General features: G+C 50.4%; 27 protein-coding genes. 12 read left to right on the top strand and 15 right to left on the bottom strand.

All coding sequences use genetic code 11. The features are described from left to right. Positions 1–34: 34 nt before the first annotated feature. Both EYZ66_RS00990 and EYZ66_RS00985 read left to right on the top strand, forming a co-directional pair. The gene (locus tag EYZ66_RS00990; RefSeq protein ID WP_009575138.1) at positions 35–400 is read left to right on the top strand and encodes an MAPEG family protein; all 366 of its coding nucleotides are present in this window, start codon (positions 35–37) and stop codon (positions 398–400) included. Between the two features lie 8 nt (positions 401–408). Further along, the gene (locus tag EYZ66_RS00985) at positions 409–744 is read left to right on the top strand and encodes a YbjQ family protein (protein ID WP_009575137.1); all 336 of its coding nucleotides are present in this window, start codon (positions 409–411) and stop codon (positions 742–744) included. A 104-nt stretch (positions 745–848) separates the two neighbouring features. Here the strand turns inward: EYZ66_RS00985 and EYZ66_RS00980 are convergent, their stop codons facing one another. The 5 genes from EYZ66_RS00980 to EYZ66_RS00960 all read right to left on the bottom strand — a co-directional run bounded on the left by EYZ66_RS00980 (position 849) and on the right by EYZ66_RS00960 (position 6671). Next, positions 849–2369, bottom strand: coding sequence for a DHA2 family efflux MFS transporter permease subunit (locus EYZ66_RS00980; RefSeq protein WP_009575136.1), 1521 nt, complete (start codon positions 2367–2369; stop codon positions 849–851). An 8-nt stretch (positions 2370–2377) separates the two neighbouring features. After that, positions 2378–3379, bottom strand: a complete 1002-nt coding sequence (locus tag EYZ66_RS00975) for an HlyD family secretion protein (protein WP_139042547.1) — start codon at positions 3377–3379, stop codon at positions 2378–2380. An 8-nt stretch (positions 3380–3387) separates the two neighbouring features. Continuing rightward, positions 3388–3834, bottom strand: coding sequence for a MarR family winged helix-turn-helix transcriptional regulator (locus EYZ66_RS00970; protein ID WP_040816224.1), 447 nt, complete (start codon positions 3832–3834; stop codon positions 3388–3390). Positions 3835–3909: 75 nt separating this feature from the next. Next, entirely contained in the window at positions 3910–6081 is a 2172-nt protein-coding gene (locus EYZ66_RS00965) for a S46 family peptidase (protein WP_009575133.1), read from the bottom strand. A gap of 14 nt (positions 6082–6095) precedes the next feature. After that, positions 6096–6671: an HD domain-containing protein gene (locus EYZ66_RS00960; RefSeq protein ID WP_009575132.1), complete on the bottom strand. Its 576-nt coding sequence runs from the start codon at positions 6669–6671 to the stop codon at positions 6096–6098. A gap of 144 nt (positions 6672–6815) precedes the next feature. On the opposite strand from EYZ66_RS00960, the gene EYZ66_RS00955 reads away from it, so the two are divergent. Then, positions 6816–7202, top strand: a complete 387-nt coding sequence (locus tag EYZ66_RS00955; protein ID WP_009575131.1) for a hypothetical protein — start codon at positions 6816–6818, stop codon at positions 7200–7202. Beyond that, positions 7199–7405, top strand: a complete 207-nt coding sequence (locus EYZ66_RS00950) for a helix-turn-helix transcriptional regulator (RefSeq protein ID WP_009575130.1) — start codon at positions 7199–7201, stop codon at positions 7403–7405. The genes EYZ66_RS00955 and EYZ66_RS00950 overlap by 4 nt, the downstream gene beginning before the upstream one ends. Here the strand turns inward: EYZ66_RS00950 and EYZ66_RS00945 are convergent. Then, positions 7387–8301 (bottom strand): LysR family transcriptional regulator, encoded by a 915-nt coding sequence (locus EYZ66_RS00945; RefSeq protein WP_040816212.1) that lies wholly within the window; start codon positions 8299–8301, stop codon positions 7387–7389. The genes EYZ66_RS00950 and EYZ66_RS00945 overlap by 19 nt on opposite strands. 118 nt (positions 8302–8419) lie before the next feature. Here EYZ66_RS00945 and EYZ66_RS00940 point away from each other — a divergent pair, with 118 nt between their 5' ends. From EYZ66_RS00940 to EYZ66_RS00925, 4 genes are read left to right on the top strand one after another with little or no spacing between them, the layout of a single operon-like run. After that, the gene (locus EYZ66_RS00940; RefSeq protein WP_009575128.1) at positions 8420–8608 is read left to right on the top strand and encodes a hypothetical protein; all 189 of its coding nucleotides are present in this window, start codon (positions 8420–8422) and stop codon (positions 8606–8608) included. Positions 8609–8620: 12 nt separating this feature from the next. Next, positions 8621–9556, top strand: coding sequence for a sodium-dependent bicarbonate transport family permease (locus EYZ66_RS00935; protein WP_009575127.1), 936 nt, complete (start codon positions 8621–8623; stop codon positions 9554–9556). Position 9557: 1 nt separating this feature from the next. Beyond that, a complete protein-coding gene (gene purE, locus EYZ66_RS00930; protein ID WP_009575126.1) occupies positions 9558–10052 on the top strand; it encodes a 5-(carboxyamino)imidazole ribonucleotide mutase in 495 nt (164 codons plus the stop codon). Beyond that, complete coding sequence (locus EYZ66_RS00925; RefSeq protein ID WP_050793382.1) at positions 10049–11230, top strand: 5-(carboxyamino)imidazole ribonucleotide synthase; 1182 nt, start codon at positions 10049–10051, stop codon at positions 11228–11230. Before purE ends, EYZ66_RS00925 begins: the two co-directional genes overlap by 4 nt. Here the strand turns inward: EYZ66_RS00925 and EYZ66_RS00920 are convergent. Further along, positions 11156–12232, bottom strand: coding sequence for an NADH:flavin oxidoreductase (locus tag EYZ66_RS00920; RefSeq protein ID WP_009575124.1), 1077 nt, complete (start codon positions 12230–12232; stop codon positions 11156–11158). The two genes, EYZ66_RS00925 and EYZ66_RS00920, sit on opposite strands and share 75 nt — an antisense overlap. Positions 12233–12283: 51 nt before the next feature. Next, on the bottom strand, positions 12284–13429 hold the full coding sequence (locus tag EYZ66_RS00915; RefSeq protein WP_009575123.1) for a DUF819 family protein: 1146 nt from the start codon (positions 13427–13429) through the stop codon (positions 12284–12286). 84 nt (positions 13430–13513) lie between these two features. On the opposite strand from EYZ66_RS00915, the gene EYZ66_RS00910 reads away from it, so the two are divergent. Beyond that, positions 13514–15916: an acylase gene (locus tag EYZ66_RS00910; protein WP_009575122.1), complete on the top strand. Its 2403-nt coding sequence runs from the start codon at positions 13514–13516 to the stop codon at positions 15914–15916. Positions 15917–15967: 51 nt separating this feature from the next. Here EYZ66_RS00910 and EYZ66_RS00905 read toward each other — a convergent pair whose 3' ends face one another. Then, entirely contained in the window at positions 15968–16624 is a 657-nt protein-coding gene (locus EYZ66_RS00905; protein ID WP_235714682.1) for a DUF3187 family protein, read from the bottom strand. Beyond that, entirely contained in the window at positions 16600–16923 is a 324-nt protein-coding gene (locus tag EYZ66_RS00900; protein ID WP_009575120.1) for a hypothetical protein, read from the bottom strand. The genes EYZ66_RS00905 and EYZ66_RS00900 overlap by 25 nt, the downstream gene beginning before the upstream one ends. Before the next feature lie 124 nt (positions 16924–17047). Here EYZ66_RS00900 and EYZ66_RS00895 point away from each other — a divergent pair, with 124 nt between their 5' ends. Further along, complete coding sequence (locus EYZ66_RS00895; protein WP_040816209.1) at positions 17048–19207, top strand: EAL domain-containing protein; 2160 nt, start codon at positions 17048–17050, stop codon at positions 19205–19207. Continuing rightward, a complete protein-coding gene (locus EYZ66_RS00890; RefSeq protein ID WP_040816208.1) occupies positions 19204–21321 on the top strand; it encodes an EAL domain-containing protein in 2118 nt (705 codons plus the stop codon). The genes EYZ66_RS00895 and EYZ66_RS00890 overlap by 4 nt, the downstream gene beginning before the upstream one ends. Here EYZ66_RS00890 and EYZ66_RS00885 read toward each other — a convergent pair. The 5 genes from EYZ66_RS00885 to EYZ66_RS00865 form a co-directional block, all read right to left on the bottom strand. Further along, complete coding sequence (locus EYZ66_RS00885) at positions 21318–21668, bottom strand: PilZ domain-containing protein (protein ID WP_040816206.1); 351 nt, start codon at positions 21666–21668, stop codon at positions 21318–21320. The two genes, EYZ66_RS00890 and EYZ66_RS00885, sit on opposite strands and share 4 nt — an antisense overlap. 135 nt (positions 21669–21803) lie before the next feature. After that, positions 21804–22478, bottom strand: a complete 675-nt coding sequence (locus EYZ66_RS00880; protein WP_050793381.1) for a response regulator transcription factor — start codon at positions 22476–22478, stop codon at positions 21804–21806. A gap of 22 nt (positions 22479–22500) precedes the next feature. Beyond that, complete coding sequence (locus EYZ66_RS00875) at positions 22501–23889, bottom strand: sensor histidine kinase (protein WP_040816204.1); 1389 nt, start codon at positions 23887–23889, stop codon at positions 22501–22503. A 2-nt stretch (positions 23890–23891) separates the two neighbouring features. Next, the gene (locus EYZ66_RS00870) at positions 23892–25343 is read right to left on the bottom strand and encodes a sensor histidine kinase (RefSeq protein ID WP_009575113.1); all 1452 of its coding nucleotides are present in this window, start codon (positions 25341–25343) and stop codon (positions 23892–23894) included. After that, positions 25315–25746 carry a response regulator gene (locus EYZ66_RS00865; protein WP_009575112.1) on the bottom strand — a complete coding sequence of 144 codons (432 nt, stop codon included), beginning with the start codon at positions 25744–25746 and terminating at the stop codon, positions 25315–25317. The genes EYZ66_RS00870 and EYZ66_RS00865 overlap by 29 nt, the downstream gene beginning before the upstream one ends. A gap of 213 nt (positions 25747–25959) precedes the next feature. Here EYZ66_RS00865 and EYZ66_RS00860 point away from each other — a divergent pair, with 213 nt between their 5' ends. Beyond that, the gene (locus EYZ66_RS00860) at positions 25960–26871 is read left to right on the top strand and encodes a helix-turn-helix domain-containing protein (protein ID WP_009575111.1); all 912 of its coding nucleotides are present in this window, start codon (positions 25960–25962) and stop codon (positions 26869–26871) included. Positions 26872–26923: the final 52 nt, after the last annotated feature.

The following is a 26923-nucleotide window of genomic DNA, read 5'->3' as shown; positions in this document are numbered from 1 at the left end:
GTCAATTGCGACATCACAATAATAAGGACATAACATGATCGAAATTATTATCTACGCCCTAGCACTAGCGTTGTTCCAGCTTTGGCTTTTACCCGCAAGCACCCGCCTGGACAAACTCGACTGGCTGCTGTCGAGTCGCGACGAACCTCTTGACGTATCGATCATTCAAGGTCGCATCCAACGAGCGGGCAACAACCTGCAAGAGAGCCTTGCGCCCTTCCTGGCTTTAGCAATTATTGCGCACGTGCAGAACGCGCAACTCGAGACCGTTGCGTGGATGTGGCTCGTCGCCCGCGTTGCCTATGTCCCCTGCTACGTATTCAATATCAAATACGTCCGCTCTATCATTTGGAGCGTGTCGCTTGGCGCGCTTATTTGCATGGCGTATCGCTTACTGTAGGAGCCCCTATGTCTGACCCAATCGTTACCACGATAGACCACCTGCCTGGCTATCAAATCCAATCAGTACTCGGCGTTGCCAGAGGATCCACCGTCCGAGCGAAACACATAGGCCGCGACATTACCGCGGCCTTGAAAAATATCGTAGGCGGCGAAATTAAAGGCTACACGGAACTCTTAGCTGAGGGTCGCGAGGAAGCTATTTATCGGATGTTAGAAGATGCCAAGGCGCTTCAAGCAGACGCTGTTATTGGTTTCCGTTTTACCACGTCTATGGTGTCGCAGGCGGCGGTAGAAATTATGGCCTATGGCACCGCTGTGAAAATTAAGGCGAATGACCCATGATTGAATGGCTGATTTGGGGCGGACTGGCTGCCGGCATCATCTACTTCATTGTGGTTCGCCAAAAAGAAAAGCGCGAAGAGAAGTTCGAAAAGCGGCGCTGGTGATTAGGCGGCAAGCGCCTGTGCCTTTGACCGCTTCGGACGAGTCAAAATTAACAGTGCGGCAATGACGATCGACATCCATTGCATTGCCGTGAAAATGTTCAAATAAGATTGCATCGCAGCCTGGCGTGTAATTTCCATATTTAACACCCAAGCGCCCTGTACGGAATCAAGCGGCAGCAGGGCGGGCCAACCCGCAACAAATGTCATGGGCGTAATCGCCTCAACCAAATGCGCATGAAAAAATTGATTATCGCGCGTAAAGACAGCAAAAACTCCAGAGATAGCAAAACCGCCCACCAAGTTTCTAATTAAACCGCCAGAGCTCGCGGCATCGGTCTGATACTTAGGTTCCAAGGTTAAATACATCAACACATTAGTCGGCATGAACACAAACGAAGTGCCAATGCCCTGTAATACGGTGCTCCAAGCAATATACGAAGAATCTATGTGCACATTGAAGTTTGTCATCAGCCAGAGCGACAGCGCTTGAAGCATAAAACCAAACGCAATGTAGGGCCGCGGGTTTTGGGCAACGGGCAGGCGACTCAGTATCATTAGGGCAAAGAACATACCCAAACCACGTGGCATCATTAGTAAACCTGCATCGATAACGGGGTAGCGCATCACTCCCTGCAGGTAGCCCGGAAGAATGGCAGAGGTACCGTAAATCACGATACTGGTGACCGACGCAAAAACCAAACCCGCAAGAAAGTTCGCATCTTTAAAGCATCCCAACTGAATAAACGGATGCTTGCGCCCCACCGTGTGTATCAAAAAGATACAGAAGAACATAACCGAGAATATGGCTTCTAGTCGAATTTCCCATGAATCGAACCAGTCTTCGCCCTCGCCTCGATCAATCATCAATTGCAATAATCCAATCGCGAGCCCCAGATACAAGAAACCCTTCAAATCAATACGACGGTCAGGATTCTTAGGGCAGTGCGGCGATACAATTAACAGGCCAATGACCAAAACGATACCAATAGGAAAATTAATCAGAAACACCCAGTGCCAAGACAGCATCTCGGTCAAATAGCCGCCTATTGTTGGGCCCAAAATTGGCCCAATAATGATGCCCATGCTCCAAATACCAATCGCCTTTGCGTAGGTTGCCTTGGTATGGATATCGAGCAGTATCGATTGCGTCACCGGCATCAAAAACGCACCGCTAGCCCCTTGCAGGGCTCTCGCGATGACTAACTGCTCCAAATTCTGAGAGATTCCGCACAGAAAGCTGGTAAAGACAAATCCTATGACCGACGCAATCAGAACTTCTCTCTTACCAAAACGATCGGCCAAAAAGCCGGTAAGCGGCATAAAAATGGCGTTAAACAGAATATAAGAGGTTAAGATCCATCCCAGCTGACTATTCGTCAAGTTAAGGTCATTCTGGATGCGCGGCAGTGCGATATTTGCGATGGTTGTGTCCAGTGTAATCAACAACACTGCCATGGACGACAGAACCACATTCCAGGTTCGAATACCGGGAGAGACTTCGACCAGCGGCTTATCGATCATTCTGTTGGCTATTTTTGCTGAGAGGGAAACACAACAACCTCAGCCGTCATTCCCTTCCTTAACACGGTGCCGGCGTGTGACGATTCCAACTCGACACGCACAGGAATTCGCTGCGTAATTTTCACCCAGTTACCGGTAGCGTTTTGCGGCGGTAAAATTGCAAACTCAGCACCCGTCGCTGGGCTGAGGCTTGCGACCCGCCCCTTCCAAACTTTGTCAGGATACGTGTCGATATGAACTTCCGCGAGTAAGCCAGGTGTTAAACGCGCGACGTCCGTCTCTAAGAAATTGGCCTCTACCCACAGATTGTTGATGTCTACCACCGACGTAATGGGGCGACCGCGTTCGGCGTGCGTTCCCAATACTGGCTTCTCAATTAACATCCCACTAATCGGTGAGCGCACAACGGTATTTGCAACGTCGCGCTTGGCCTGATCGAGCTGGCTTTGCAGCGCTTTGTACGTCGGGTGATCTTCGACCGCCAAATCGGTCTGACCCAATAGCTCCGATAAGGCGGTCGCAATGTCAGCTTCAATCACGGTAATGGCTCGCTCGGCACGCTGCAGGTCGTGCTGTTTGACCGCCAAGTCGTGCTCGGCATTGAGTCCTTTAGCCGTCAGATCTTTCTCACGCTGCCACTCTTCTCGGGCATAGCGTAGGTCCTCCAGCAGCAGCGCTTTTTGTGCCTCGAGCTCATTCAAGGCACTTTTTTTGCGCGTAATATCGATAGCAAAGGCTCGTTGCTCGGCCTCAATTTGCTGCGCTCTTAACTCATAAGGTGCAGGATCAACAACGAAAATAATGTCGCCGGCGTGAAGCATTTGATGCTGCTCAGCCTTAACGTCAACAATGGCCCCACTGACTTGAGCATTGACGTACACATGCTGTGACTTTACGTACGCGTTATCTGTGCTCAACACGTCGACTTGCTGGTAATACAAAAAGCCAATGACTGCGAAGGCGATCGCAATCACACCCACCATAGCTCCCTGTTTTTTACCTCTCGACACGCTACCCCCTAACTCGTTTGGTCCAAATTGTTTTTGATGCGCTCAAGCGTGGCAAGCAGCTGAGCCAACTCTGCATCTGATATGCCCTGATAAGCTCGACCCAAAATTTCCTGCGACGCCGCCTTAGCCACTTCAAGAATCGGGTCACACTGCGAAGTCAAGTACAAGCGGTGGGCTCGACGGTCATTTGGACAAGGCTCACGCTTGACCCATCCCCCCTTGACCATTCGATCCAGTAGACGCGCAATACTGATGGGCTGAACATCTAACGCATCAGAAAGCTCGCGCTGAGTGCAACCCTCGCGCGTTGCCATGATAAGAAGCGCGCGCCACTGCGCCTGCGTCAAACCATACTCGGCCATCTTGACATCAAAATGACGACGAAACGTACGCGAGATGTCATTGAGCAAAAAGCCCAAGCTTGACGGTACAAAATTTACGGTAGATCTAGGCATAGGCATATTATAAGCATGCTTAGTAGTTTCCGCAAAAAAAAAGCCCCGCAGGGCTTTAGTCCAACTCAGTTAATATCAGTGCGGATTATTTACCAAGGTCATTTCGTCCAGCAGATGCCCGGCGCCGTCAATGTACTTCATGGCCCAAAGCATGTAGGGACTCGATACATGAATCGTGCGATTCATGCTCGGGTCATAGCTCCAGTCTCCGATAACCGATTCGTAGACTGAATCAAAAGCCAGACCCACAAATTCGGCCCTCGAATTCAGGGTTGGAGAACCGCTATTGCCGCCGGTAATGTCCACCGTCGTCAAATAATTAATAGCGATTGAGTTGAGTGTTGGATCCGCATATTCATGATAATCGCGCGCTGCAATAGCGCGACGCATAGACTCAGGCAAATCGAATTCATCATCACCAGGGATGTACTTGGCTAACATGCCCTCGGCGGTCGTGAAGGGCACAGCAACCAGCCCATCTTGAGGGGAATAACCCGTGACCGTGCCGTACGTAATGCGAAGCGAACTGTTCGCATCGGCGTAAACAGGCTCGCCCAAACTTTGTTTATACGCCAGTATCGCCTGCATCCACAGCGGACGTGCTTTTAATAACTCACCCGCGAGCGCTTTGTTCTTTTGCTCAATTTGATCGTTGTATGACCACAGCGCTTGAGCAAATTGAATGTAGGGATCATCCGAGGCCTCAAACTCACTAAGGCTGGCCTCCATCCATTGCAAGCGCACATCCGCCTTATTCAATTGGGTTCTGGCGTGCATCGACTGCAACCTTTCTTGCAAAGCCTCGCGATCTTGTTGGCCATTTAAGCCAAAAAACTCGTCGAGCTCAACAACGCGCTCCGCAGCCGGCAAACGCTCATAAAGACTGAAAAAATGTAGTAATACTGCGATGTCGACTTCAGCGTCGTAGCGCCGGTCAACACTCTGCAGTCCTTGTGCAAATCGCGCCATGTCGCGCTCTTGATATCCCGTATCACGCTCTAGATCAGGCTTTTGGCGCTCGTGAGCTAATTTCAGTAAGCGCGAGGCCACAGACCACATATTGGTTCTTCCCATATAGGCCAGCAGCAAATCGCGCTCTTGGTGTTTTAACTCTTCGGAGAGAAGATGCTCCAAATTGTCGTAGGCCATTCCGAAACGCTGTTTGCGTGCCTCGTCACGATCAATCCAAGCCAGGACATCGCGCTCTAGGGTTTGCTTGTCTTGTAACAAAGACCCCTTCCGATAAGAGGTGATCATCGAGCCATAGTTTTTTGCGTAGTTAGCCAAACCGGCAATGGTATTCTCATACTTTAACCGAGCTTCGCTGCCCGGAGCGGCCACAGATTTGATGGCTTCAATATAGTCCTCGCGGTACTGCTTCGCCGTGGGATAGGTCCAATCAAATTGGTTTTGCACTTCTAGGGCGGTTCGATAACGATTGGTGCGCCCTGGATACCCAAGCACCATCACGAAATCATCCTCCGCCAACCCGTCCTTGTTCACCGAAAAATGCGCGGCGGGTGTGTAGGGCTTATTGGCTTGGTCGTAATCAGCGGGCAGCCCGTCTGCTCCCACATAGGCCCGATAAAAACCCCAATCGCCCGTGTGGCGGGGCCACATCCAATTATCAGTATCACCCCCAAATTTACCAATACTCGACGGAGGCGCATACACTAATCGCACATCTCTTATCGCCAGATAGCGAATCAAAAAATAACTCGCGCCCCCGTGAAAAGTATACACCTCGCAGCGATAATCTTGACTGGTCTCGCAATCAGCGACCAAACGCTTTTTATTTTGCTCGATGGCTTGATAGTAAGCGTCACCCCGTTGTGCGTCGCTTGCAACGTCCAGTACTGTGTCGGTTACCTCTGTGACCTCCTCAGTGACATAGACGCGAGTCCCCGGCGAGGCGGGAATTTCTTTGGATTGGTCCGCAGCAACAAAACCATCTTGCAGCAAATTTTGTTCCGGCGTTGAGTTGTAAGCAATCGAACCGTAAATGCAGTGATGGTTAGTCACAATCAAGCCTGCTGGCGACACGAAAGAGGCCGTACAGCCACCTAAACTGATAATGGCATTCATTGGAAACTGATCTAATCGCTGCATCGACGCGGGGTCAATCTTGAGGCCCGCCGCTTGCAATTGCTTGGAAATTTTGGGCAGCTGATGCGGTTGCCACATACCTTCATCCGCATGTGCCAGTGGTAGTGCCAGCGCCAACAAAAACAGACCCAGAGTTCGCATCGGGGTTTTACTCCTTAGTCTTTTTTGTACAGGGACTGTTTGGGGGCCGCAAAGACTTTGCGCACCATAGGCTCAAAAAAGCTCAACGGGTACGTTTCGCCGTCTGGGTCAAAAGCTGGTGCATCGTACTTGTCAATGAATTCCTTGGTATAGTCAAAATACTCGTGCCCCTCGTACTGCTTGTAGAGCTCACGATCTAGACCTAAGTGATGGAAAAAATAGTAGCCTTGGAAAATAGCGTGGTGCTTCACCATCCAGTGATTTTTTTCCGAGATAAATGGCTGCAAGTAAGTCGCCGCGATATCTGCATGATTATAAGGTCCGAGTGTATCGCCTATATCATGCAGCAAGGCGCACACAACGTATTCTTCGTCTTTGCCATCTTTGTGGGCTAGGGTCGCCGTTTGCAAACAGTGGGTTAAGCGATCAACAATAAAACCACCGCAGTCTCCCTCGAGAGCACGTAATTGATCTAACATTCGATCAGCTAAACCCGCCGAGTAATGTCGCATCTCGCCCATGATCAGCTGCCAATCTTCGAAAGTTGAGTCCTTCATGTGTTTAAACGTGGCGCGTGTCGGTGCGTTCATAGCAAATCCTTAGTTATTGATATTCATTCCTCACAAGGATAGCGCAAGTTCGGAATCGGCATAAAGCGGTATTTCGTGTCAATAAAACTTGACACGGCGAACGAGGTTAGACAATATGTAAACAAAACTTGACACGGAGTTACTATGCAAACCAACAATCGTATTGCTCAATTGGCAACCTGGACCGGTCTATGGGTCATCTCACAAGCCGTCGCCGCGTTCGGTCCTCTATTTCTCTGGGGCGAACAATCGATTTTTACCGTAATCGCCATTATCGCAACCTTGCTCTTTGGACTGGGTATGATCCGCGCCAACATCAAGCACTTGCGCTCGCTCGACGAGCTACAGCAGAAAATTCACCTGGAAGCCATGGGCCTCACATTAGGCTTGGTTCTTGTCTTTGGTCTGTCGTATTCTCTGTTAGATACCACCAACCTCATCCCCTTTGACGCCGAGATTAGTGTCGTGGTTGTCTTCATGGGCTTAACCTACTTAGCAGCGATCATGGTGAACAACTGGCGTTATTTATGATCAACAACATTCGCGAAAAGCGACAAGAACTCGGACTGACGCAGCAGGACCTTGCCCGTCTGGTCGGTGTATCCCGACAAACGATCAATGCCATCGAAACGGGTAAGTTCGACCCGAGTTTGTCGCTCGCCTTCAAGTTATCTGGGGTATTTAAAGAACCCGTAGAAGCTCTGTTTAAACCGACTCAAATAAATCCATCCTGACGCCGGGTTAAACAGTCAGCTAGAGCTTGTGCCGCAGGCGACAGTGGCCGCACGGTGCGGCGGACTAGGTACCATTTTGACTCGATCGGAAACCCATCGACATCAAGTACTGTTAGACCCTCTCTCCCACCATAGTTAAGTGTGTGCTCACTAACAACAGAGACACCCAAGTTTGACATTACCGCATGGCGAATCGCTTCGTTACTCTCGATAATCATTCTGGGCACAAAGCTCATGCCCCGTTTTGCCAGAAATTGCTCGATGGCATGCCGAGTGCCACTACCTGACTCACGTGATAGAAACGGCTCTTGTAAAAATCTTGCCAGGCTGACGTTATCGGTTTGCGCCAGTGGGTGCGTAGGGCAAACCACAGGCCAAAGCTTATTCGATAAGAACGGGGTCAACTCTAAACCCTGATCACTTGGCGGGTGACTGAACACATAAAAATCATCTTCGTCACTCATGACACGTTCGATAATTTCCGCTCGGTTACCAATTTTTAGGCTCAGCTCCACACCTGGGTGATCCTCGGCAAATGGCCCGATCAAATGTGGGATAAAGTATTTAGCCGTCGTCACCAGCCCCAAACTCACCGACCCAGTTTGGGTGCCTTTTAGTTGCTCTAGAGTCAGTGCAAGGTAGTCGTATTCCCGTAAAATGGCGCGCGCATGGGTCACCACGCGTTGACCCACTTCGGTAAAAACAAGCCGCTTGGCGTGCACATAATACAGGGGCAAACCGATGTTATCGGTGAGCTTTGCTAACTGCATGGATACCGTTGGCTGAGTCAGAAACAGGGTTTTCGCTGCCTCGGACAGACTTTTGTGCTCGTAAACCGCAAGCAGTATTTCCAACTGCCGTGCAGTACCAATTCGTGCGTGCGTACGGTGTTTCATACTGATCCAGAAACCGGCAAAATATATAGATTAAATTCTATACTAATAATAAATATTATCTAGTTTTATCTATTTCTATTCGCCCCCATAATCGCCCCCGTCGTTTAGGGAGGTCGCTATGAACAGAAGCTATTGGTTTGGAATCTTGGTGGGCACGCTCATTGCTGCGCTTGGTTTTATCGGCTGGAATGCACAGCTCATTGCGCCGTATTTGATGATTACGGGATTGAGCCTCGTCGTACTGAACAGCCTGGCTCACCCTCAGATTCGATTGCTGCAGAAAATCAAAACGGCAGCTCGCCACTAGGTCCGCAATAGCATGCAATTAGATATTGTTGTCGCATTTTTTCTGCTCGGCGCAGTCGCAACACTCAGCCGCGCTAGCTTTGAGGTACCCAAGGCAATCTACCGAGGCTGTACTTTATTTCTGCTTCTTGCCATTGGTATCAAAGGTGGCATGGCTTTTACCGCCTACCCTCTCGGTGTTCTGATCCCTCAGGCACTCATCATTATCGCCTTTGGGCTAATTTTACCTTTCATTGCTTTCCCCATCTTGTACAAGATTGGTGGGTGGACTCGCGAAGATGCGGCCAGCACCGCTGCACATTATGGATCGGTTTCTGTCGCTACCTATGCCGTCTCTGTGGCCGTACTCGAAGCTCAGGGCATCACTTACGAAGCGTATTTCCCCCTGTTTGTTGCCCTGCTTGAAATTCCCGCAATTCTCGCGGGTTTGTTCATCGCCAAACCAAAAATCTTCATGTCAAAAGCCTTTCCCAAAGCCTTACACGAAATGTTTTTCAACGAGGGCGTTTTATTACTCATCGGCGGCTTGATCATTGGCGCCTGGGGTGGCGAGAGAACTGAGCGACTCATGCCCTTCTTCGGTGACCTGTTTCACGGCGTGCTCGCGCTGTTTTTACTGGAACTCGGACGTCAAGCCGCAACGCGAATCAATGACATCAAACGACAAGGCCCCTTTCTAGCCTCGTTCTCGATCGCCATGCCGTTATTGGCGGCAAGTCTTGGTTATGTTTTAGCCACCTATGTTCTGAATCTGAGTGCGGGCGGTGTGTTTCTGCTGATGGTACTGGCCAGCAGCGCCTCGTATATTGCTGTACCTGCAGCCATGCGCAGCGCCTTACCCGAAGCCAATAACGCCTTGGCAATTACCGCGTCGCTGGCAATCACATTTCCCTTTAACGTGCTTGTTGCAATACCACTTTACTTAAGCCTAACTCAATTAGGGAGTTAATATGGACATATTACCCGCTGCTCGCGTCACCATCGTTATGGGTTCACAATCCGACTGGCCCACCCTGCAGGAAGCTACCACGATCTTGGGGCAGTTGAACGTAGATCATGCCTGCGGCATTGTCTCAGCGCATCGCACGCCAGATCGCCTATACGAATTTGCGCGCGGCGCCGAAAAGAACGGGGTCGAGATCATCATTGCTGGCGCGGGTGGGTCGGCTCATTTGCCCGGCATGATTGCATCCATGACCTCTGTCCCTGTCATCGCCGTCCCAGTAGAAAGTAAATTTAACCAGGGACTCGACTCACTGCTATCTATTGTACAAATGCCTCGCGGAGTTGCCGTGGCAACGCAGGCAGTGGGCGGAGCAGGCGCATTTAACGCCGGCGTAATGGCCGTTCAAATGTTGGCCATCTACGATCATCCTCTTCGTGCCCGATTTAAAGAATGGCGCCTCAACCGCAGCGCAGAAGTTGCTGTCGAGATACAATCATGAAAGTCGCCATTTATGGCTGCGGTCAACTTGCCCGCATGATGGCTGAAGCCGCCCACAGCCTGGGGGTCAGCGTATGCTTTTTGGCGGAGCCGAATGAAGATACGCGATGCGTGGAGCATCTTGGCACGGTCATCCGCATCGACCCCAGCAATCCCAAAGCGTCACTTCTTGGGGTGTCAGATATTGACGCTATCACGGTAGAGCGAGAGCAAATTGATCTCTCTGTCCTTCAGCGTCTCAATGAAGAAGTGCCAATTTACCCACCGATCGAGGCGCTTGCCAAAACTCAGCATAGGCTGAAAGAAAAATCTCTATTAACCGATTTGAACTTACCCACCTCACCCTGGGTTAGTAGCTGTGTAGAGCCATCGATTATCGCAAAAAGCCTCAGGTTTCCGGTGGTGATAAAGCACCCAACCCAAGGTTACGACGGCAAAAGCCAGTGGCACGCAAAAACGCTTGATGAGACCGTCCACATCACATCCAAACTGACCGACACCGCCGTGTTAATCGAGGAACGCATTAATTTCGAGTTTGAAGTGTCGATCATCGCCGCGCGCGATCAGTTTGGCGATATCGTTTGCTACCCCGTTGTGGAAAACCAACACCAAAATAGCATTCTAATATCCTCCATCGCGCCGGCGCCCTTAATTAGCGCGGAGCAACAACACACCCTAGAACGCTACGCCAGCACTTTGTTGCAAGAGTTGAATTACGTTGGTGTCTTGACCGTCGAATGTTTCGTGACGCAAAACGGCATTTTGATTAACGAGATTGCACCTCGAGTCCATAACAGCGGACACTGGACCCTACAAAGTGGCTTATGTTCTCAGTTTGAACAGCACATTCGTGCGGTAGCGGGCATGTCGCTAGTACACCAATCATTCCCGCAGGTTTATGGCTTAGTCAATATTCTGGGACCCGTTGAACAAGATCAGATCCCGACGAACAAACAATTTGAACCGGTCTGGTACGGCAAAGAGAACCGACCAAAACGCAAACTCGGACACATTGCGTTGTGGGCAGCGACCGAGACCGAACTGTTGCGCGAGCAAGACGCGCTACTCGCGCAACTGTACCCCAAGGAGGCAGTTCGTACGGCGTCACTCTGCAGCGACAAAGCCCTTCCAGGTGCTCATGTAATCGATAAAGGGCTTACCCAAACCCTCGGCCGCTAAATACTCGCGTGACACGGGCGGCTTGGTGGGCGTGAAACTCGCATCTGCCACGATCCGAGCAGGCGCATCGTGGTGCAGAATCGCGGTGCGTCCCAGCACGACAAAGTCCAAACCCGAATCCATCGCTTTGGCGCAATCCTCGGCCGAGAAAATCTTGCCCGCTGCACCCAAGGCAACACCGTCGCGCGGTAAGGCACAAAAATGCTCAAGCAACGACTTGCCTTTAAACGGCTCTTCTTCTGGCTCTTTGAAGCTATCCCACAGCGACATATCTAGGTAGTCCAAGCGCTCATCTTTTAATAGTCGACCCGCCAAATCTAAAGCCTCGGCCATTTGAATACCGAAACGCTCTGGCGACAGCCGCACACCGATACTGAACTCAGGCCCACAAGCTTTAGCGATACCGTCTATGATCTCGAACAAAAAACGCTCGCGATTTTCGACCGAGCCACCGTATTCGTCGGTGCGTTGATTGATTTCGGCACTTAAAAACTGCGCGACCAAGTAACCGTGTGCGCCGTGGACTTCAACACCGCCAAAACCCGCTTTTTGGCTACGAACAGCTGCGTCAATAAAATCTTGAATCGTGGCTTTCACTTCTTCGTGAGTCATTGCCCGAGCACCCGTTTCTTCGTTGTCCGAAGGGCACAATGGCGCGTGACCAACCACATCGGCCATCGTTCGCATTCCAGCATGATGCAGCTGCACCACAGACAAACTACCTTCTTTATTCAAAGCTTCTGCGAGCCGAGTAAGGCCCTCGATGTGCTCATCCGAGTAAACCCCTAGTTGGCCGGGAAACCCAAGACCTGCGTACTGAACCGATGCTGCGCAAGTCATGGTTAAGCCAAAACCACCCCGTGCCCGCATGCTCAGCCACGTAAATTCGTCATCGCCTAAACGACCATCGGTGTGACTCTGAAGGTTGGTCAAAGGTGCCAACATGAACCGATTTTTAAGCGTGTGGCCACTGCGAAGTGTTAGAACATCAGACAAACTCATTTTTAATTCCTTATGACTGAGCAAAGGGCAAGAGTAGCAAGCCGAGGGCGTTTATAACAACCATTGATACAAGGCGGTGCCCACCAAGGTACCTAGCGCGTATCCCAACACCCCCACCAAAACACCGGGGGTGATCAAATGCTGCCAACCCTTGGCCGCTGCTAAAGCGGGCGCCGTTGTAGCGCCCAGGATCGCCGCATTAGAGGCAACAATTAACTCCGGCAACGTCAGCTTAAAGAAACGCCCGAGCAGCAACAGACTCAAACCATGTGTCAGCAGCAACACCCCCGTAAACACAATCAAAATAGGAGCGAGCGTAATGACAGCTTGTACGTTGGCACCCGCGGCAATAGACGCGAAAAAGACCATACTTAAAGCAACGCCGAGTTCAAAACTCCCTTCCAATTTGGCCGCAAGCGCCGGAAAAGTCGTGGCAATCGTTACCGTGACGAGGGTAATGATCGCGTAGCGGTACATTGACCAATCGAGCCACGCTACTAGGGCATCGGAGCATGCGACGATAACCAGGGCTAAAGCCAATGAATACGTCAGGCTCTGCGCTGTGACTGTGGGTTTGCTATCAGGTGCTAAGTCGACAATGACTTCGCTGCTATCAGGCGCAAATCGCTGCGCTAACCAACGCCAAGCCGGCAAAATGGCCAGAACCGACAAGTACAAGGCGCTGTACAAATTGTCGACTGCAGTCGCGGCACTAAAAAATGACGCCTCGCGAAGTAAGCCCGTGACCTCGCCCAAAGCAGCATAATTTACTGAACCGCCAATGTACGTAGAGGCAAACAGACCGGCGATAGCCGCTTCAGTTTCTTGCGCACTGCGGTTTCCGACCACGAGTTGCGAGACATCCACAAGAGTAATGGCGACCAAGACACCGATCACCGTTGCGACAGTCGCCAATAAAAAAGCGCCCGATAAACGCGAAGCCTCGGTCGCCATTTGACGCAAATTCGCCTTGAATAAAAATAGCGGAATAATAACGGGCACGACGTAAGAGAACACAAAATTATAAGCGATTGACTCGTGAGGGATCAGGCCGATGTTAGCGGCAACAATGGCCAGCAAAATAACAACCACAGTACTGGTTAGACTTCGACCTAGCCGAGTCTTCTCACTCAAAAAGCCGATGGCACTTAACGCAAATAAAATTGCCATGACCCACACAGGGTTATTTACGGCCATTTTGTACTCCTTCTTATCTTCCGCCCTAGGCACTGCGACTGCGATTTGGTAGCGTTGGAGCACAATAACACAAGGACTCTATCCATGGCGTATCCCAATCCTAAAACCTATCTCGCGGTAGCGTGCATTGCACTGCTCAGTGCCTGCCAGCAAGAAGCTGCTGTGCCGCCACTAAAATACGATGTGGAAATTACCCGAACCGAATTTGGCATACCACACATCCGCGCCAACGATTACGCAAGTCTAGGCTATGGTGAGGCTTATGCCGCAGCGGAAGATCACGTGTGCAACATGGCGGTGGCACTGACCACAGCTCAAGGCACCGCCGCGGAGCATTTGGGGGCCGGACACAACAATAGCAACGTCTACAGCGACATGGTCATGCAAGCGCTGGATATGCCATCCAAGGGTAAAATGGCACTTGCGCAGCAGCCGCCAAGAATACGCGAATGGATAGAAGGTTACGCGGCCGGTTACAACCGTTACTTGGCCGATACCCAAGGCAATTATGGTTCGTGGTGCGACCAAACGGACTGGGTTAAACCAGCGTCGGCTGAAGACTTTATGACGCAATACGTTGCGCTCGTTCACACCATCACCCGAATGGCAGGTGCGGTGGCGGCGGCACAACCACCCCAAGATCAAGCGCAATTCACGGTGCATGAGGGAGCTCAGATTGCAGCTCTAGATGCAATTAAACTGGAAGGAATGGGTTCTAATGGCTGGGCCTTTGGCTCCGAAGCGACCGAGTCTGGCAAGGGTGCTCTGCTGGCGAACCCGCACTACCCTTGGTATGGCACCAGCCGGTTCTGGGAAAAACATCTGACCATTCCAGGCGAGCTAGACGTCTACGGCGCAGGGCTTATTGGCACACCTGGGGTAGCTATCGGCTTTAATGATGCCGTTGCATGGACGCACACGGTATCCGACTCTAAGCGCGTCACACTGTATCGACTGACCTTGAACCCAGAAAACCCAACCCAGTATCGCTATGAAGATGAATGGCGCGACCTGACCTCGGTACCGGTATCAGTCAAAATCAAAACAGACGCTGGGCTTACCGAACAGTCAGGCTCCATTTGGTTTAGCCATCACGGACCCATGGTACAAATGCCCGGTTTAACTTGGAGTTCGTCAACAGCCTACGCGGCACGGGATGCAAACAGCGAAAACACCCAAGTTCTCGGTCAGTGGCTGGCCATGGGACAAGCACAATCGATGGACGAGTTTATCGAGGCACACCGAACGTTTAACGCAATGCCCTGGGTAAATACCATATCGACCAGCGCCGAAGGGCGTGCGGTTTACTTTGACAACACCAACGTGGGGCATCTAAGCCAAGAGGCGATTGCAGCCTGGCAGACAAGCCTCGAACAAGCCCCACAGCTAAAACAGCTGTTCCTGACCAAGGGCTTAGTGATTTTAGATGGCAGTTCAGCGCGCGATGAATGGCTTATTGACGAAAGCGCACCCATTGCCGGCACCACCCCCTTTGACCAGCGCCCTTTGATCGAAAGCCGCAATACTGTCTTTAACTCGAACGACAGCTACTGGTTGAGCGACCCTGATAATCCAAGAACGGGTTATTCACCGCTGTACGGTGCCACAGAAACACCGCGCAGCATTCGTACGCGAATGAATATACATTTACTCGAGGGTTTGAATGGTTTTGATTTTCGTGGCGATGACGGCAAATTCTCTATCGCAGAAATTCAGCAGGCCTTATTCGACAACTCGGGGCTGACGGCGCATCTTATAATGGATGAACTGCTAGAAGCCTGCGCGACGCAGCCCGAGATACAACTCAATGGCTCCACTGTGTCCTTGAAAGAGGCCTGCGCAATTTTCGCTAAATGGGACAAACGCTATAACAACGATAGCCGCGGTGCCGTGCTGTTCCGCGAGTGGCTGACCCGCTACGACTACACCGCGACCCAATTTTCGGGGCCCTTATTCAAAGGGGACTTTGACCCGTCAAATCCAGCCACCACGCCCTCAGGTCTGGCTGATACGAATCGCGCACTAACGGCACTGGCAGAAGCCGTGAATTTGTTAACAGCCAATACGATACCCTTAGATGCTCCCTTGGGTGAGCTACAGCTCGCTCATCGTGCTGGCAAGGCATTGCCCGTGCATGGCGGTAATCGCTTCGAAGGTATTGCCAACCTTCAAGTCACGAGTGAGCACATCGACTCTCCCATTTTTTCAGGCGCAAACGATCGAGTTGGCGACAGCAAAACTCTGAGTTCTAGTGGTTACAACATCGCGCACGGATCTAGCTTCATTATGGCCATGAGCTTTACAGACCAAGGCCCAAAAGCACAAGCAATCCTATCTTACAGTGAATCCGGCGCACCACAGTCCGCGCACTTTGCTGATCAGACCGAGCAATATGCCAATAAAGCCTGGCGCGATGTTAAATTCACTCAAGACGAGATCGCTATAAGTGCGATTAGTCGCAGGTCACTGAGAGGGACAAAGCAGTAAGCGAGTGACCCACAATCATCTCGAGTGTGGCTTGCCTTGGCGCGCGACCGCTTAAAAGGTCAAACGCATATGCAAGCCCACGTCGAGCGAAGCTTCGACAGCGATATCTTCAGACACCATGATATCCAGTTGCCATTGTCTGCCGAGCAAGATCGATCCACCCATACCCAGCATTACCGCATTTTTACCCACGGGCGACAGCGGCGAATCGTAGTAGGCAGTGTGGCCTTCTAGCTGCAACTTTAGCACTATGTTCTCGGATGCTGGCCACGCAAATGCGACTTGCCCAAAAGCAGCTGCCGAGCGTGCCTCGGCCTCCAACAAACCCGAATTCCCGAGCGCGATAACACCGACCTGAGTACTGGTTCGCCACCCAGATTCAGAGGTATAGGCGCCCTGCCAACTTACACCAGCGTCAACAGATCCAGAACCCAATAGAGTATCGCTATCCCCCGTAGGTAAATTCACAAACACGTTTAGGGCAGCGTCTTGGGATAAAGCGTATTGGAATGCAACCTGTGTATCCGTCAGTCCCGTGAAAGCATCATTCTCATCAATCAACAATTGGCCGTCACGCTGGTACTGAAGACGCATTAAATCCTGCGCATATTTGTCGCGCGACCCGTTAGGCAAGCCAAAGGTATCGTGCCAGGAGTCGATAAAACCATCGCTGAAGCCACCGCTTACCTCAGCATACGCGGCCTCGATGCGATACGACCAATTATCGTCAATGGGGCACTCACGCTAAAAATCACGAGTTCCGTTTGCGCATCGAGCGCGATACTGTCGTCGCCCAACGTTTTATAATACTGCGAGTTGGCCAGCTGGTAATCGAGCGATACTTGAACATGGTTCGGCCTAGTCTGCGTATTCAACACCGGATGGGGCACAGAAAACGGGCTGATATCTCTCATCGATACGGGATGTAAAACTTCGGCTCTCGCCCAACTTGAACCTAACATCAGGGCGGAATACCACGGCAAACGAGCAAAAACAAACAAGCGCATACTAGCATTTCCTGCACAACAAACCGCTAAAAGCCTTTGACGCCGCCAAAAAGCTAGGCTCTAATGGTCGAATCGAAAGACGTTTCAAGAACTATACTGAATAAGCGAGCGGCGCGCATAAAAAATGCCTAAGAGCACATCAAGTCCCGCCATCGATAACCCAGGCTTAGCGACGCCAGCCGACACATTGCTGCTGCGCCGGCTAGGGACACTCGGCTTAGTTTACGGCGCATCCCGCTGGCTGATTCACGATTTCCTGCTCCCATATACCTCCGCCTTTGCAGCCAGCGGCTCAGCGGCGCTGTTTCTTGGCGTGCTCACTGCAGCAGTTTTGTACTACGCACCACGGACGGTTGCAGCCTATTTGTACATAGGGAGCATGACCCTTATCGCGTGCTTTACACTATTGGCTCGAGGATTTAGCACTTTAGAACCCGGCTATATTTTTGTCGCGACAATGGCAAGTTTTGTGTTTTTCCCCAACCGGGAAGCCCGCTTACTAGTGGCTACGCAGGTGGCGCTGTTTACGGCAAGCTGTTTATACGTAAGTTTTAATCCTTTGAGTGATAAGACACTCGAGGCAATCCACATCACTCTAGCTCGAGAGAGCGCGCCTTCGCTAAACGTAGTAACAGCAGCCTATTTGTGCGCGGCACTGACTTTGCTTTCCAGCAATTTCGGTTTTGCGCTGAGCAATAAACTCTCGATGCAACAGGATTTTCTGCGAGCGCGCCAAAAAGCCTTGCAGCATGAGCTAAACACCCTGGGCAATTTGTATCGCTACCTGAATCGGGACATCCTGATTATCGATGCAGCCAGCACTATTGTAGCCGCCAGTTCACAATTATTGGCGAAACTGCAGCTACTCGAACAAGAAACCATAGGCACGCCCGTCGAGCGTTGGTTTGAGCACACCAAACAATCGCCAACACAGAGTTTCTATCAAACAGGCGAAGTCTTGTTTAAACCCATACCAACCTTAGGCGCTCTGCTTTGGCTTACGCCCTCATCACATGAAACAGCCAATGACTGGGCAACACTTATCGAATTAAAATTTCCGGTCGTGGAACAGAGCTCTTCAGGTACTGATGACGACCGTCTAATACTGGCGCCAGCTCAAGCGCTTGCCGTATTTCAAGACCACATTGATTCGGCCCGAGAAAACTGTAAGAGCCGCTCGTTTTTGGGGCTGCGGCCGCAACTACCTACAGACACCCAGCTGGCTGTGAGCGAAGCGGAGGTGATGGCGTTTATGCGAGACTGCGCTCTTATATTGCATTCCTTGTGGTCTTATCCCGTGTTAGTGCTCGATCAGTCTATGCTGGTGGTCGTGTTGCCCGAGCAGAACGAAGTGGATGACGCCCATATCGCTCTTGCGGATGAAACTCTTAATGCGCATTGGGCTAAGCTGGAAAAACCCAAGCCCTTTTCAACACGCTTAAGTGCTCTGACTGCGCCAATTATGGGGCATACAGCGCGCGACTTTTTAGATGCAGAGTTACAAGAGTCGCTATGTCTAGACGAATTAGAAAGGCGCAAGAGGGTGCTAGAGCAATTCCACAAGCGTGGATTTTTGATGCATTTGCAACCCGTCATGACACTAACGCCCGGCGAGCCGGTGTTATTTTTTGAAGCCCTAGCACGATGGAGTGGCCCTGACCCCATGCCACCACCTGTGTTTCTATCGATAGCCAAGGATATGGGGCTGGAAGCGCCCGCGACCAAGATATTATTCGCGTTGTTTTGCGATGCGGCGGACGATTTGATCAACTCCGATGAGATAGCTAGGCAGCGTTTTTCGTTTAACATTGATGCTGAAAATTTTACCGACACCTCGGTAAGATCGTTCATGAAATCTCGATTAATGAGTAGTGCACTCGCTCCTTCGCAGGTGGTTATTGAATTGATCGAGACGAATAATGTTAAAGATCCAGAGAGCTTAACTACCGCCATTAACGACATGAAGGCTTGGGGAGCTCAAATTGCCATCGATGATTTCGGCAGATCGTTTTCGTCCTTAGAACGACTCATCACGATAGAAGCCGACATCTTTAAACTTGATGGCTCGCTGACCGATCGTATTGAGCAGGAAAAACTAGCCATACTGGTTAGCAAGATCGTAGCCTTAGCCAATAAACTCGACATGACAGTCGTTGCCGAGGGCATCGAAACCGAAGACCAGTTAAAGGCACTACTGTCTCTGGGGATCGATTACGGTCAGGGCTATTTTTTGGGTCGCCCAGCATTGCCCACCACCTTCGCGAGTAGGACATCAGCAACATGAACAGGGGCCGAATAGGGCAAGCGCTTGAGCAGGCGATGGAGGCCCAACTACGGGTTTACGCTTTTGTCCCAATATTACTCGCAGCACTTTACTTCATGTCAGCTTCTATTGGAAAAAGCAGCGACACGATAAGTTCTATCAATTTTAGTGCCGGGATTGTCCTCTCGATACTTAGCCTAGCTGCCGTAATCATGCGCGCCCGTCGTTTAGCTTGGCGAACCAAAGTTATCGTCTATATTGCCCCCATGTTGCCTGCCGCATTGCTGAGCTACTTCGCACTTGGGACCTACGCCGCGGCTTACGTCGGCGTTTATTTGACGCTGATGGTTGCCTCTCTGGCGTTTAATAAACGCTACTTGTGGAGTATCGCCAGTATCGCGACTATCGGGACATTGGTTATTAGTTTTACTCACTACCAAGGTTTGGACGCAGGAACCCTACCTCCGCATCTCGAAACTGTGTGGGATGATAGTATGCGCATGACATTCACCGCATTTGTTTATTTGCTCGGACTGCTTCTTGGCGTTTTCTTTCTGCTCCCCCCCGCAAAGGCACTTAGTCAGATATCGGACGAACAGGCCGCCCTGAATCGGCAAGTTTCGATGCACCAACTCGGCGTGAACTCATCAAAAACCGCGTTATTTAGACTATTAAGCGGGTTTACGGTAGAGCTCAATCAAGATAATCGACTCTGTAATCTAAGCCTTGAAGCGCAAAATCAGCTTAAAGAGCAAACCGATGACCCAAAGCCCTACAGCGAGACGAAACTGGCTATCGTCAAAGTTTTACCAGAGCTCATCGACGCGGCGCGAACCACAGGCTCCAGCTATTCCGCCACGCTAGAACCCGGACTTATATCAAAGCAAGCCTGTAAACTGACAGTCACGCCCTACTTAACCAACCAGGGTAGTCAACACCTAATTCTAACCACCGCTTCAACACTCACTCAGCATGTCGAGTCAACCCCATTACTCGCACAGGCCTTAAGTCAATATCTGACCTCTACTCAGGAAATTTCGGGCGAGCTGACTTTTATCGGTTATCGGTGCTGTGAATCTGCTGAACAGCGCGACGAATTTAAGGGTGTCAATGTAGCGCTCAAACGGATGATCGATCAAAGCGGCGCATTTAGCTATCGATTTTTGGGACAGCATAGCATTGGGGGCTATCTTGCTGCTTTACATCTTAATCGAGCAGGACAAGAAGCGTTCAGAGTAATGCTTAAACACCTCCACCAAGACCGCTCAAAAACCGACACGCCATTGAGTCTAGTCCTGTTACAACAACACATAACGCCCAGCGAATTCCACTTAGTGGCCGCACAAGCGCTAAAACTAAAGGCCTACTTAGAGTCCCATAATCGACCCGAATTTTTCGAAGCACCTCAAGACATAAACGCCAAATTGAGCAGCGCACAGCGCGATCGACTAAAAAAGGGGCTGATCAACAACGACATACGCCTGAGCACAGTAAATACCTTAAAAGACCGCGACGACCTCCCTTCGATCAAGGAATTGAAATTACTCTGGCACGATGAAACGCAGCCAGAGAAAACGGCAGAAGAGCTCATTATCGCTCTGCAGAACCTTGGCCTATCTAATGCTCTGGCACGCATCCAGTCGACACAATTACTGCCCATGATCAAACTTGGGCAGGACCGTTCCTCGGTGGATAATATCGCCTTATTGGTACCAGAAAAAATCTTACTGAATTTGGCCAATTTTTCAGCAATGAGCTCACGTTTAATGGATTCCGACATCGTACCCGAAAGGCTTTGGTTGCGAATTCACGAGTCTTCAGCGAACCAATTGTTGCCGGAACACTGGCAAAGCCTGGAGGATCTTAAGTCCAAAGGGTTTAAATTTATGTTGGGCGAAGTGGGCGCAGGCGATACCGATATCAAACTCTTGGCGCACCCCTTATTCGACATGGCGCATTTTTCACGAACCATGAGCAAAGCAGCAGCCGAATCCACCCGCGCATCGCTGATATTTGAGGCCGGCTTGCAGATCGCGCAATCGCTTAACCTATTGACTATGGCGAAAGCCGTTAACGAGCCCCTCTACATCAACTACCTGCAAGAAAGCGGTGTCGATTACATCGACATCGCCTAATCAAACTGCAAAGCCCCAAACCGATCGTACGACAGCGCATGATCTACGGCAGACTGAGACAGCAGCTGCTTCAATACGCTGGCGTCTCGGTGATCTAAACCAACAATTTGAAACCCAAGGCGCCGCGCAGTCTTGTACTGAAGACGCACCGTACACTTAAAGTCCTGTCCGCAAAAATTCGACAAAAGTACAGCCTCTGAGCCCAACGTAAGGATTAAGGGTAGATCGATAGCAACGGCTAAACCCTGCCGAGAGCAATCGATGAGCGAACAAGAGTAATACCGTTGCTCTACAGCAAGTAAGGCCTTACTCGATATAGGAATACGCGTATGCGCACGTCTGTTCATAACTCAGCATGAAGTGGTGATCGGTCGGCGCAGATTAAAACGAGCGTGAGGCGTACACCATATCATTCCCCGATTTGTTAAGAACTTACCAGCCTAGTCATCAGGGCATGCCCCCTAAAACGAAAAGCGCTACTGCTAAATATCACCGCGCTCTGCAAGTCGGGTGAGCTCTACCAAGTTTGAAACGCCCAACTTCTCCATGGCGTGTTGGCGGTGCACCTTCACAGTCCGCAGCGCAATGTGCAGCCGCTCGCCAATCTGCGGATTGGTTAAGCCTTCAAGCACCAATCGAATTACCGCGCGCTCGCGCTCGGTTAGCTGCACGACCAAGGATTTTAGCGCCGCAACTTCAGTTTGCTCTTGTTGTCGACTACCACTTAGAGTCAAAGCGGCAGCAATGGTATCGAGTAGTTCATCGATATCGACCGGTTTTAACAAAAACGCATGCCCGCCGGTTTTGTAGGCTTGAACCACTTCCACCTCAGAACTGACACCACTCATAAAAATAATGGGCATAATGTGCTGCCGATCTGCAATTTCAGCTTGCAGTGCCAAACCACTCATCCCGGGCAAACCCACGTCGCAGAGCAAGCAGCGGGGGCCAGATAACGTTTCGACAGCCTGCTCGGCGCGAAGTAAAAATGCTTCGGCGTTTTCATACGGAAGGCACAAAAAGCCCTCCAAAGTGAACAACCGATGATAAGCACTGCGGATACCTGCATCGTCGTCCACGACAAAGACTATGCCCTGCGCGGCCCGAGCGACATCCTCTTCTTGCGAAATAGTTCTGAGCTTTCGGATATTAGGCATTCAGTTCACAGCTACATCAATATTATTCATACGGGAGAGCCAATACTATCGCAAAATTAGGCCCCTCAGTATCAAGAACCATGTGACCACTACAGTTGACCAAAAACTGGTTCACCATCATCAAGCCCAATCCCAAACGCCCAGATTTGGTGGTAAAGATTTCTTGGCCCGCTTTCTGCATTTGCTCATCTGTCATACCCGACCCGGTGTCTTCGATTCTGATGAGACAGTGTGCGTCATCACGCTTAACGATTAGGTTGATAAGACCCCCGGTTTGATGCGACGAAGAGCTTTGTATCGACTCCATAGCATTCATCATGCAATGCAACAACGCATGTTTCAATTGATTAACCGCAACACGGAGTTCACAGCCGGGCTCAACAGCTGTATGTATTTGAATATTGAGCTTGGAAAACTCTGGATTCAAAAATCGCAACACATCCTCAATGGTGTCTTCGACCATGATACTGGAGTATGCTTCTCGTTCTGAGGAACCGATGAAACCTCGAATCGCTCGTATGTGCTGCTGAAACCTGTGTAACGCCTGCTTAACCTCGAGTAAACACTCATCCACAAAGTCATCGGCGTCATCGTTTCGCTTCAATGCTCGAGCAATTAACTGCGTGTTCACAGTCATTGCCGCAAGTGGCTGCCTCAGCTCGTGCTGCAAAGAGCTGGCCAGCATGCCCAAGGCTCGCTGTCGATCTAAAGATTCAACTTGTCTTGATAGTACCAATCGATTCTCTTGTGCTCGTGTGAGAGAATCGATACGGTCTTTTTCTTGCGAATTTACCGAAAAATACAGCCTAATAATGGCCATAAAAAAGGTAACCCAAATCAAGCTCATCGCCATCCAGAATTCATCTGAAATTGAATAAAGCGGTATGTCTTCGAATAGGGCCTGACTCCTTAAGGTCCACCAGAATAGAGCAAAGGCGGCCAACACAGACAACAGGCTCATAGCATATCGATTCAATCTCAACGGCAAATTGTGTTCTTTGGTAAACTGAACCCCCATAACCAGAAGGCCCAAAACCACAACCGACCTGAACAAAGGAGCCACATAGTCCAACATAAGTACGTATGTGAGCCCACCGACCAAGACAATCGCGCCGCCGCCCTCAAGCATTATCCTACGGTAATCAGTATAAACTTTTTTATTCATCGCCAAAAAAGGCACCAGTAAGCGAAGCCAAGTGTACACAACAGCAACGCATACCAGCTGCACAAGCAGCGGTGCTTGATCTCGATAGAATAGCAAGCAAACAAGGGCCATCACCATCAGGATCGTTAGTCGCACCAGACCCGTAAAGGCTTCGGCCAGATAGTGCTTGAGCAAGTAATGAGCTACGGCAGCAGAACACACCATACCGCCTAAATACAGGGCGGGAAGATCCAGAGGTGGTATCATGCTCACGACTTTTGGCTCCTAGGCAATGTTAGTTGAGCGTGAAACCCCTTGCCAACATCTGACCAAATCGACAGCTTTCCACCATACCTTTCAAGTAGCCAGCGCGAGATGGACAAACCCAGCCCCAAACCGTCTTTTTTGCGCGAGCTGAACAGTTTGTCTAGGCCCTCAAGCTGACCCGACGGAATTCCAGGGCCATTATCGCTCAGTGCAACAACCACGGAGTCGTGTGTTTGACTGACCACTATGTCGATGCGGGGGTCTGACACCGAATGACCCCCAAGTGCCTGTATTGAATTACGAATGATATTAATGAGCACCTGCGAAAAGTGAACTTCCGATATGTTGACGCGTATCTCAGCATCGCAGCCCTGCACGTTGACACTTACATTAGATGCATTGAACAGCGGAAGATACCAATCCAGCACTTTGGCGATTAATTCGCCCACATCTGAATCTCCGTCGGGATGCAGCGCTTCCGAATAGTCAGACAAATAGTAGTCAAGCAATTCATTAGTCCGCGACAAATCCCTCTGAATGTCAGAAACGGCGGAAGTCGCCAAGTCGTTGGTAGCATCAGCTCGGCCTCGATAGCGCAATAAAATGTCGACATTCGCTGCAATCGCAGTTATCGGTTGATTTAATTCGTGAGCCAAGGTCGCAGACAACATTGAAATGGACCGCGATTGCTCAAGATAGCTGACGGTAGAATTGAAGTTGCGTTCTTGAACTGCCCGACGTTCGGCGTCAACTTTTTGCTCTCTTTCGCGATTTAAAAAATCGAACTCCAATGCAATGCGCGCAATAGTGGAAGCAAATGCACACACAAATAAAATCACTAAAAAATTGTTCGTCGGCAAACGCCCGAAATCACCAGTCGCGAATACGCTACCTGCACTGGTCACGCGCTGGACAACAATATCAACAAGCAAGCTGCCCCCCGCAATCAAAAACATTAGAACAATTACCGCATGTGCCCCAGTTTGTGTTTTGTTCCATTCTTTGATCAACCAAACACCCAAACTCATCGCTGCCAACCCACTGATTACAAAAGCCAGCAAGTTGGCAAATGATACATCGAACATCACCGAAACTAGCTGCAAAAACGAGTAACAGCCAATCGACACCATCAAACTTAAACGCCATTTCGATTCTGAGAGCTCCGAATTAGGGCTTAGCGACAGATAAAAGAAATATAGCGCCATGAGTCCCAGTGCCACGGGAAAATAGACCGAGACACGAGATGATGAAGTGCCAAACACCGCCGCCAACATCGTAGCGAGGACAACCGTCAGCCAAGCTAGGCCCCACCAGACAAGACCTTTTCTGCGCAGGGAGGAAAAAAATAATAACAGTGCGACAGCAACAGACGCCGTTAAGCCCATCGCAAAGTAACCCAGGTCTAACTCTGTGTGTAACGTCATATCAACAATCGTCACTATGATCGTTGACATCGGAGCCAATCATTGACTCTAACGCCGACAAACTGAAAGGCTTTGACAGTGTCGGACGGCCTCGATGAAATTGCCGACTTTCCACAGGGAATTCCGACGCTCGGGCGGTAATCATAATGGTTCGATCGATCGGCAAGGGTGGCGACAAGTGCCCCGCCAGTTCCAGTCCACTCATACCCGGAAGCGTAATATCAAGAATCGCGTGCGTTACCTTGAAGCCGTCGCTGACACTCGATTCGAGCTCAAATTGATGGTCGCGCCACGCTTGTAAACACGCCTCTGCAGACTCAAAGGCCATGGCTTGTAGCCCCACGCTTTGCGCCCAACGGAGCAGACTTAAACGTAAACTCTCGTCATCGTCAACGATCAATAACCCGAAGGGCTCGGTAATAGCGTGTGACAAACGGACTCTCTCAGTTTAAAACAATTGTGAAATCAGCACTTTGTATCGACACTTTAGCCTACGTGCAAGTTTGCACAATTGCCCTACAGGGCAGTAACAGCGGATTGTAACGCACTTTGGGGCGAATGCTAATTTGCAAAGTCTGCACCATGGGGTAATTTTCAAAAGCGAGCAAGTGCCTATACTTCCAGCAAACCAGTACGGAGGCATGGCATGTCTAACCAAGAAAACATTATCGAAACACTTCGCACGGGCGATTTGATCCGTCACGGACGAATGTCGCTGGGGATGACACAGGCAGAACTGGCCTCTTATCTTACGCAGCATAATGATATTTTTAACGGTGTCGATACCGTCACCATCAGCCGCTGGGAAGCAGGGCGAGTGTATCCGTCGACCAAACGCCTTATTGCTTTTGCAAAAATTCTATACCCTCAGCATACAAGAACCACGCTCAAGTACATGATTAAAGATCGCCCTCGTGGCCATCAAGAATGCAAGGTCAGTAAAGTCAACGCATTCCATCCGCATCCCTACTTAGTAGGTGAGGCACACCGCGCGCTGGCAATTACCGACGATATCTCTCGTCTGACGTCTGGTACTCGTCGATGTATCGACCCCTATTTCATGGCGCTATCACAACAACAAGAACAAGCGAAGACACTCAGACTTGTGGTACTCGATCCAACGACGCAAGAAATTTTTGGGCACCTACTCGCATATTGCGGGAATTTAGACACGTGCTCTGAAGCACCGAGCGTCATTATTAGCTCTGTTTACGCTGGAAGCGATAAAATTTTTGAGTTTTTATTCAGTCAGTTCTTCCGCTTCGCTGTGCAGCAGGACGCTCGGTCAATTCATTTAATATGCGGTGACTCGCAGCAACGAGCTTTAGCCAAACGGTTGGGCTTGACGCAGAGTCGCACAAAAGCACCACAGCTTATACAGTCGGCGCTTGCAGATCGCGAAGGACAAATATTCGAAGGCGATTATTTCGAAACCCTCGCGCACCCAGACTTCATCGCGTTATTTGCCAGTGATATTGCACCCTATCCGCAAGTCGAGGGTGACGAGGCATCTGGACAACATGATGAGCAACGTGACTATGTGAGCTCAAGCGCCTAAGGGTAGCGCGATGCGCAGATGGACTATTCACGCCTATAGCCACTAAAGCCAA

The organism is Aequoribacter fuscus (assembly GCF_009910365.1).
Lineage (GTDB): Bacteria > Pseudomonadota > Gammaproteobacteria > Pseudomonadales > Halieaceae > Aequoribacter > Aequoribacter fuscus.
This window is presented reverse-complemented; position numbering and strand designations above follow the sequence as displayed.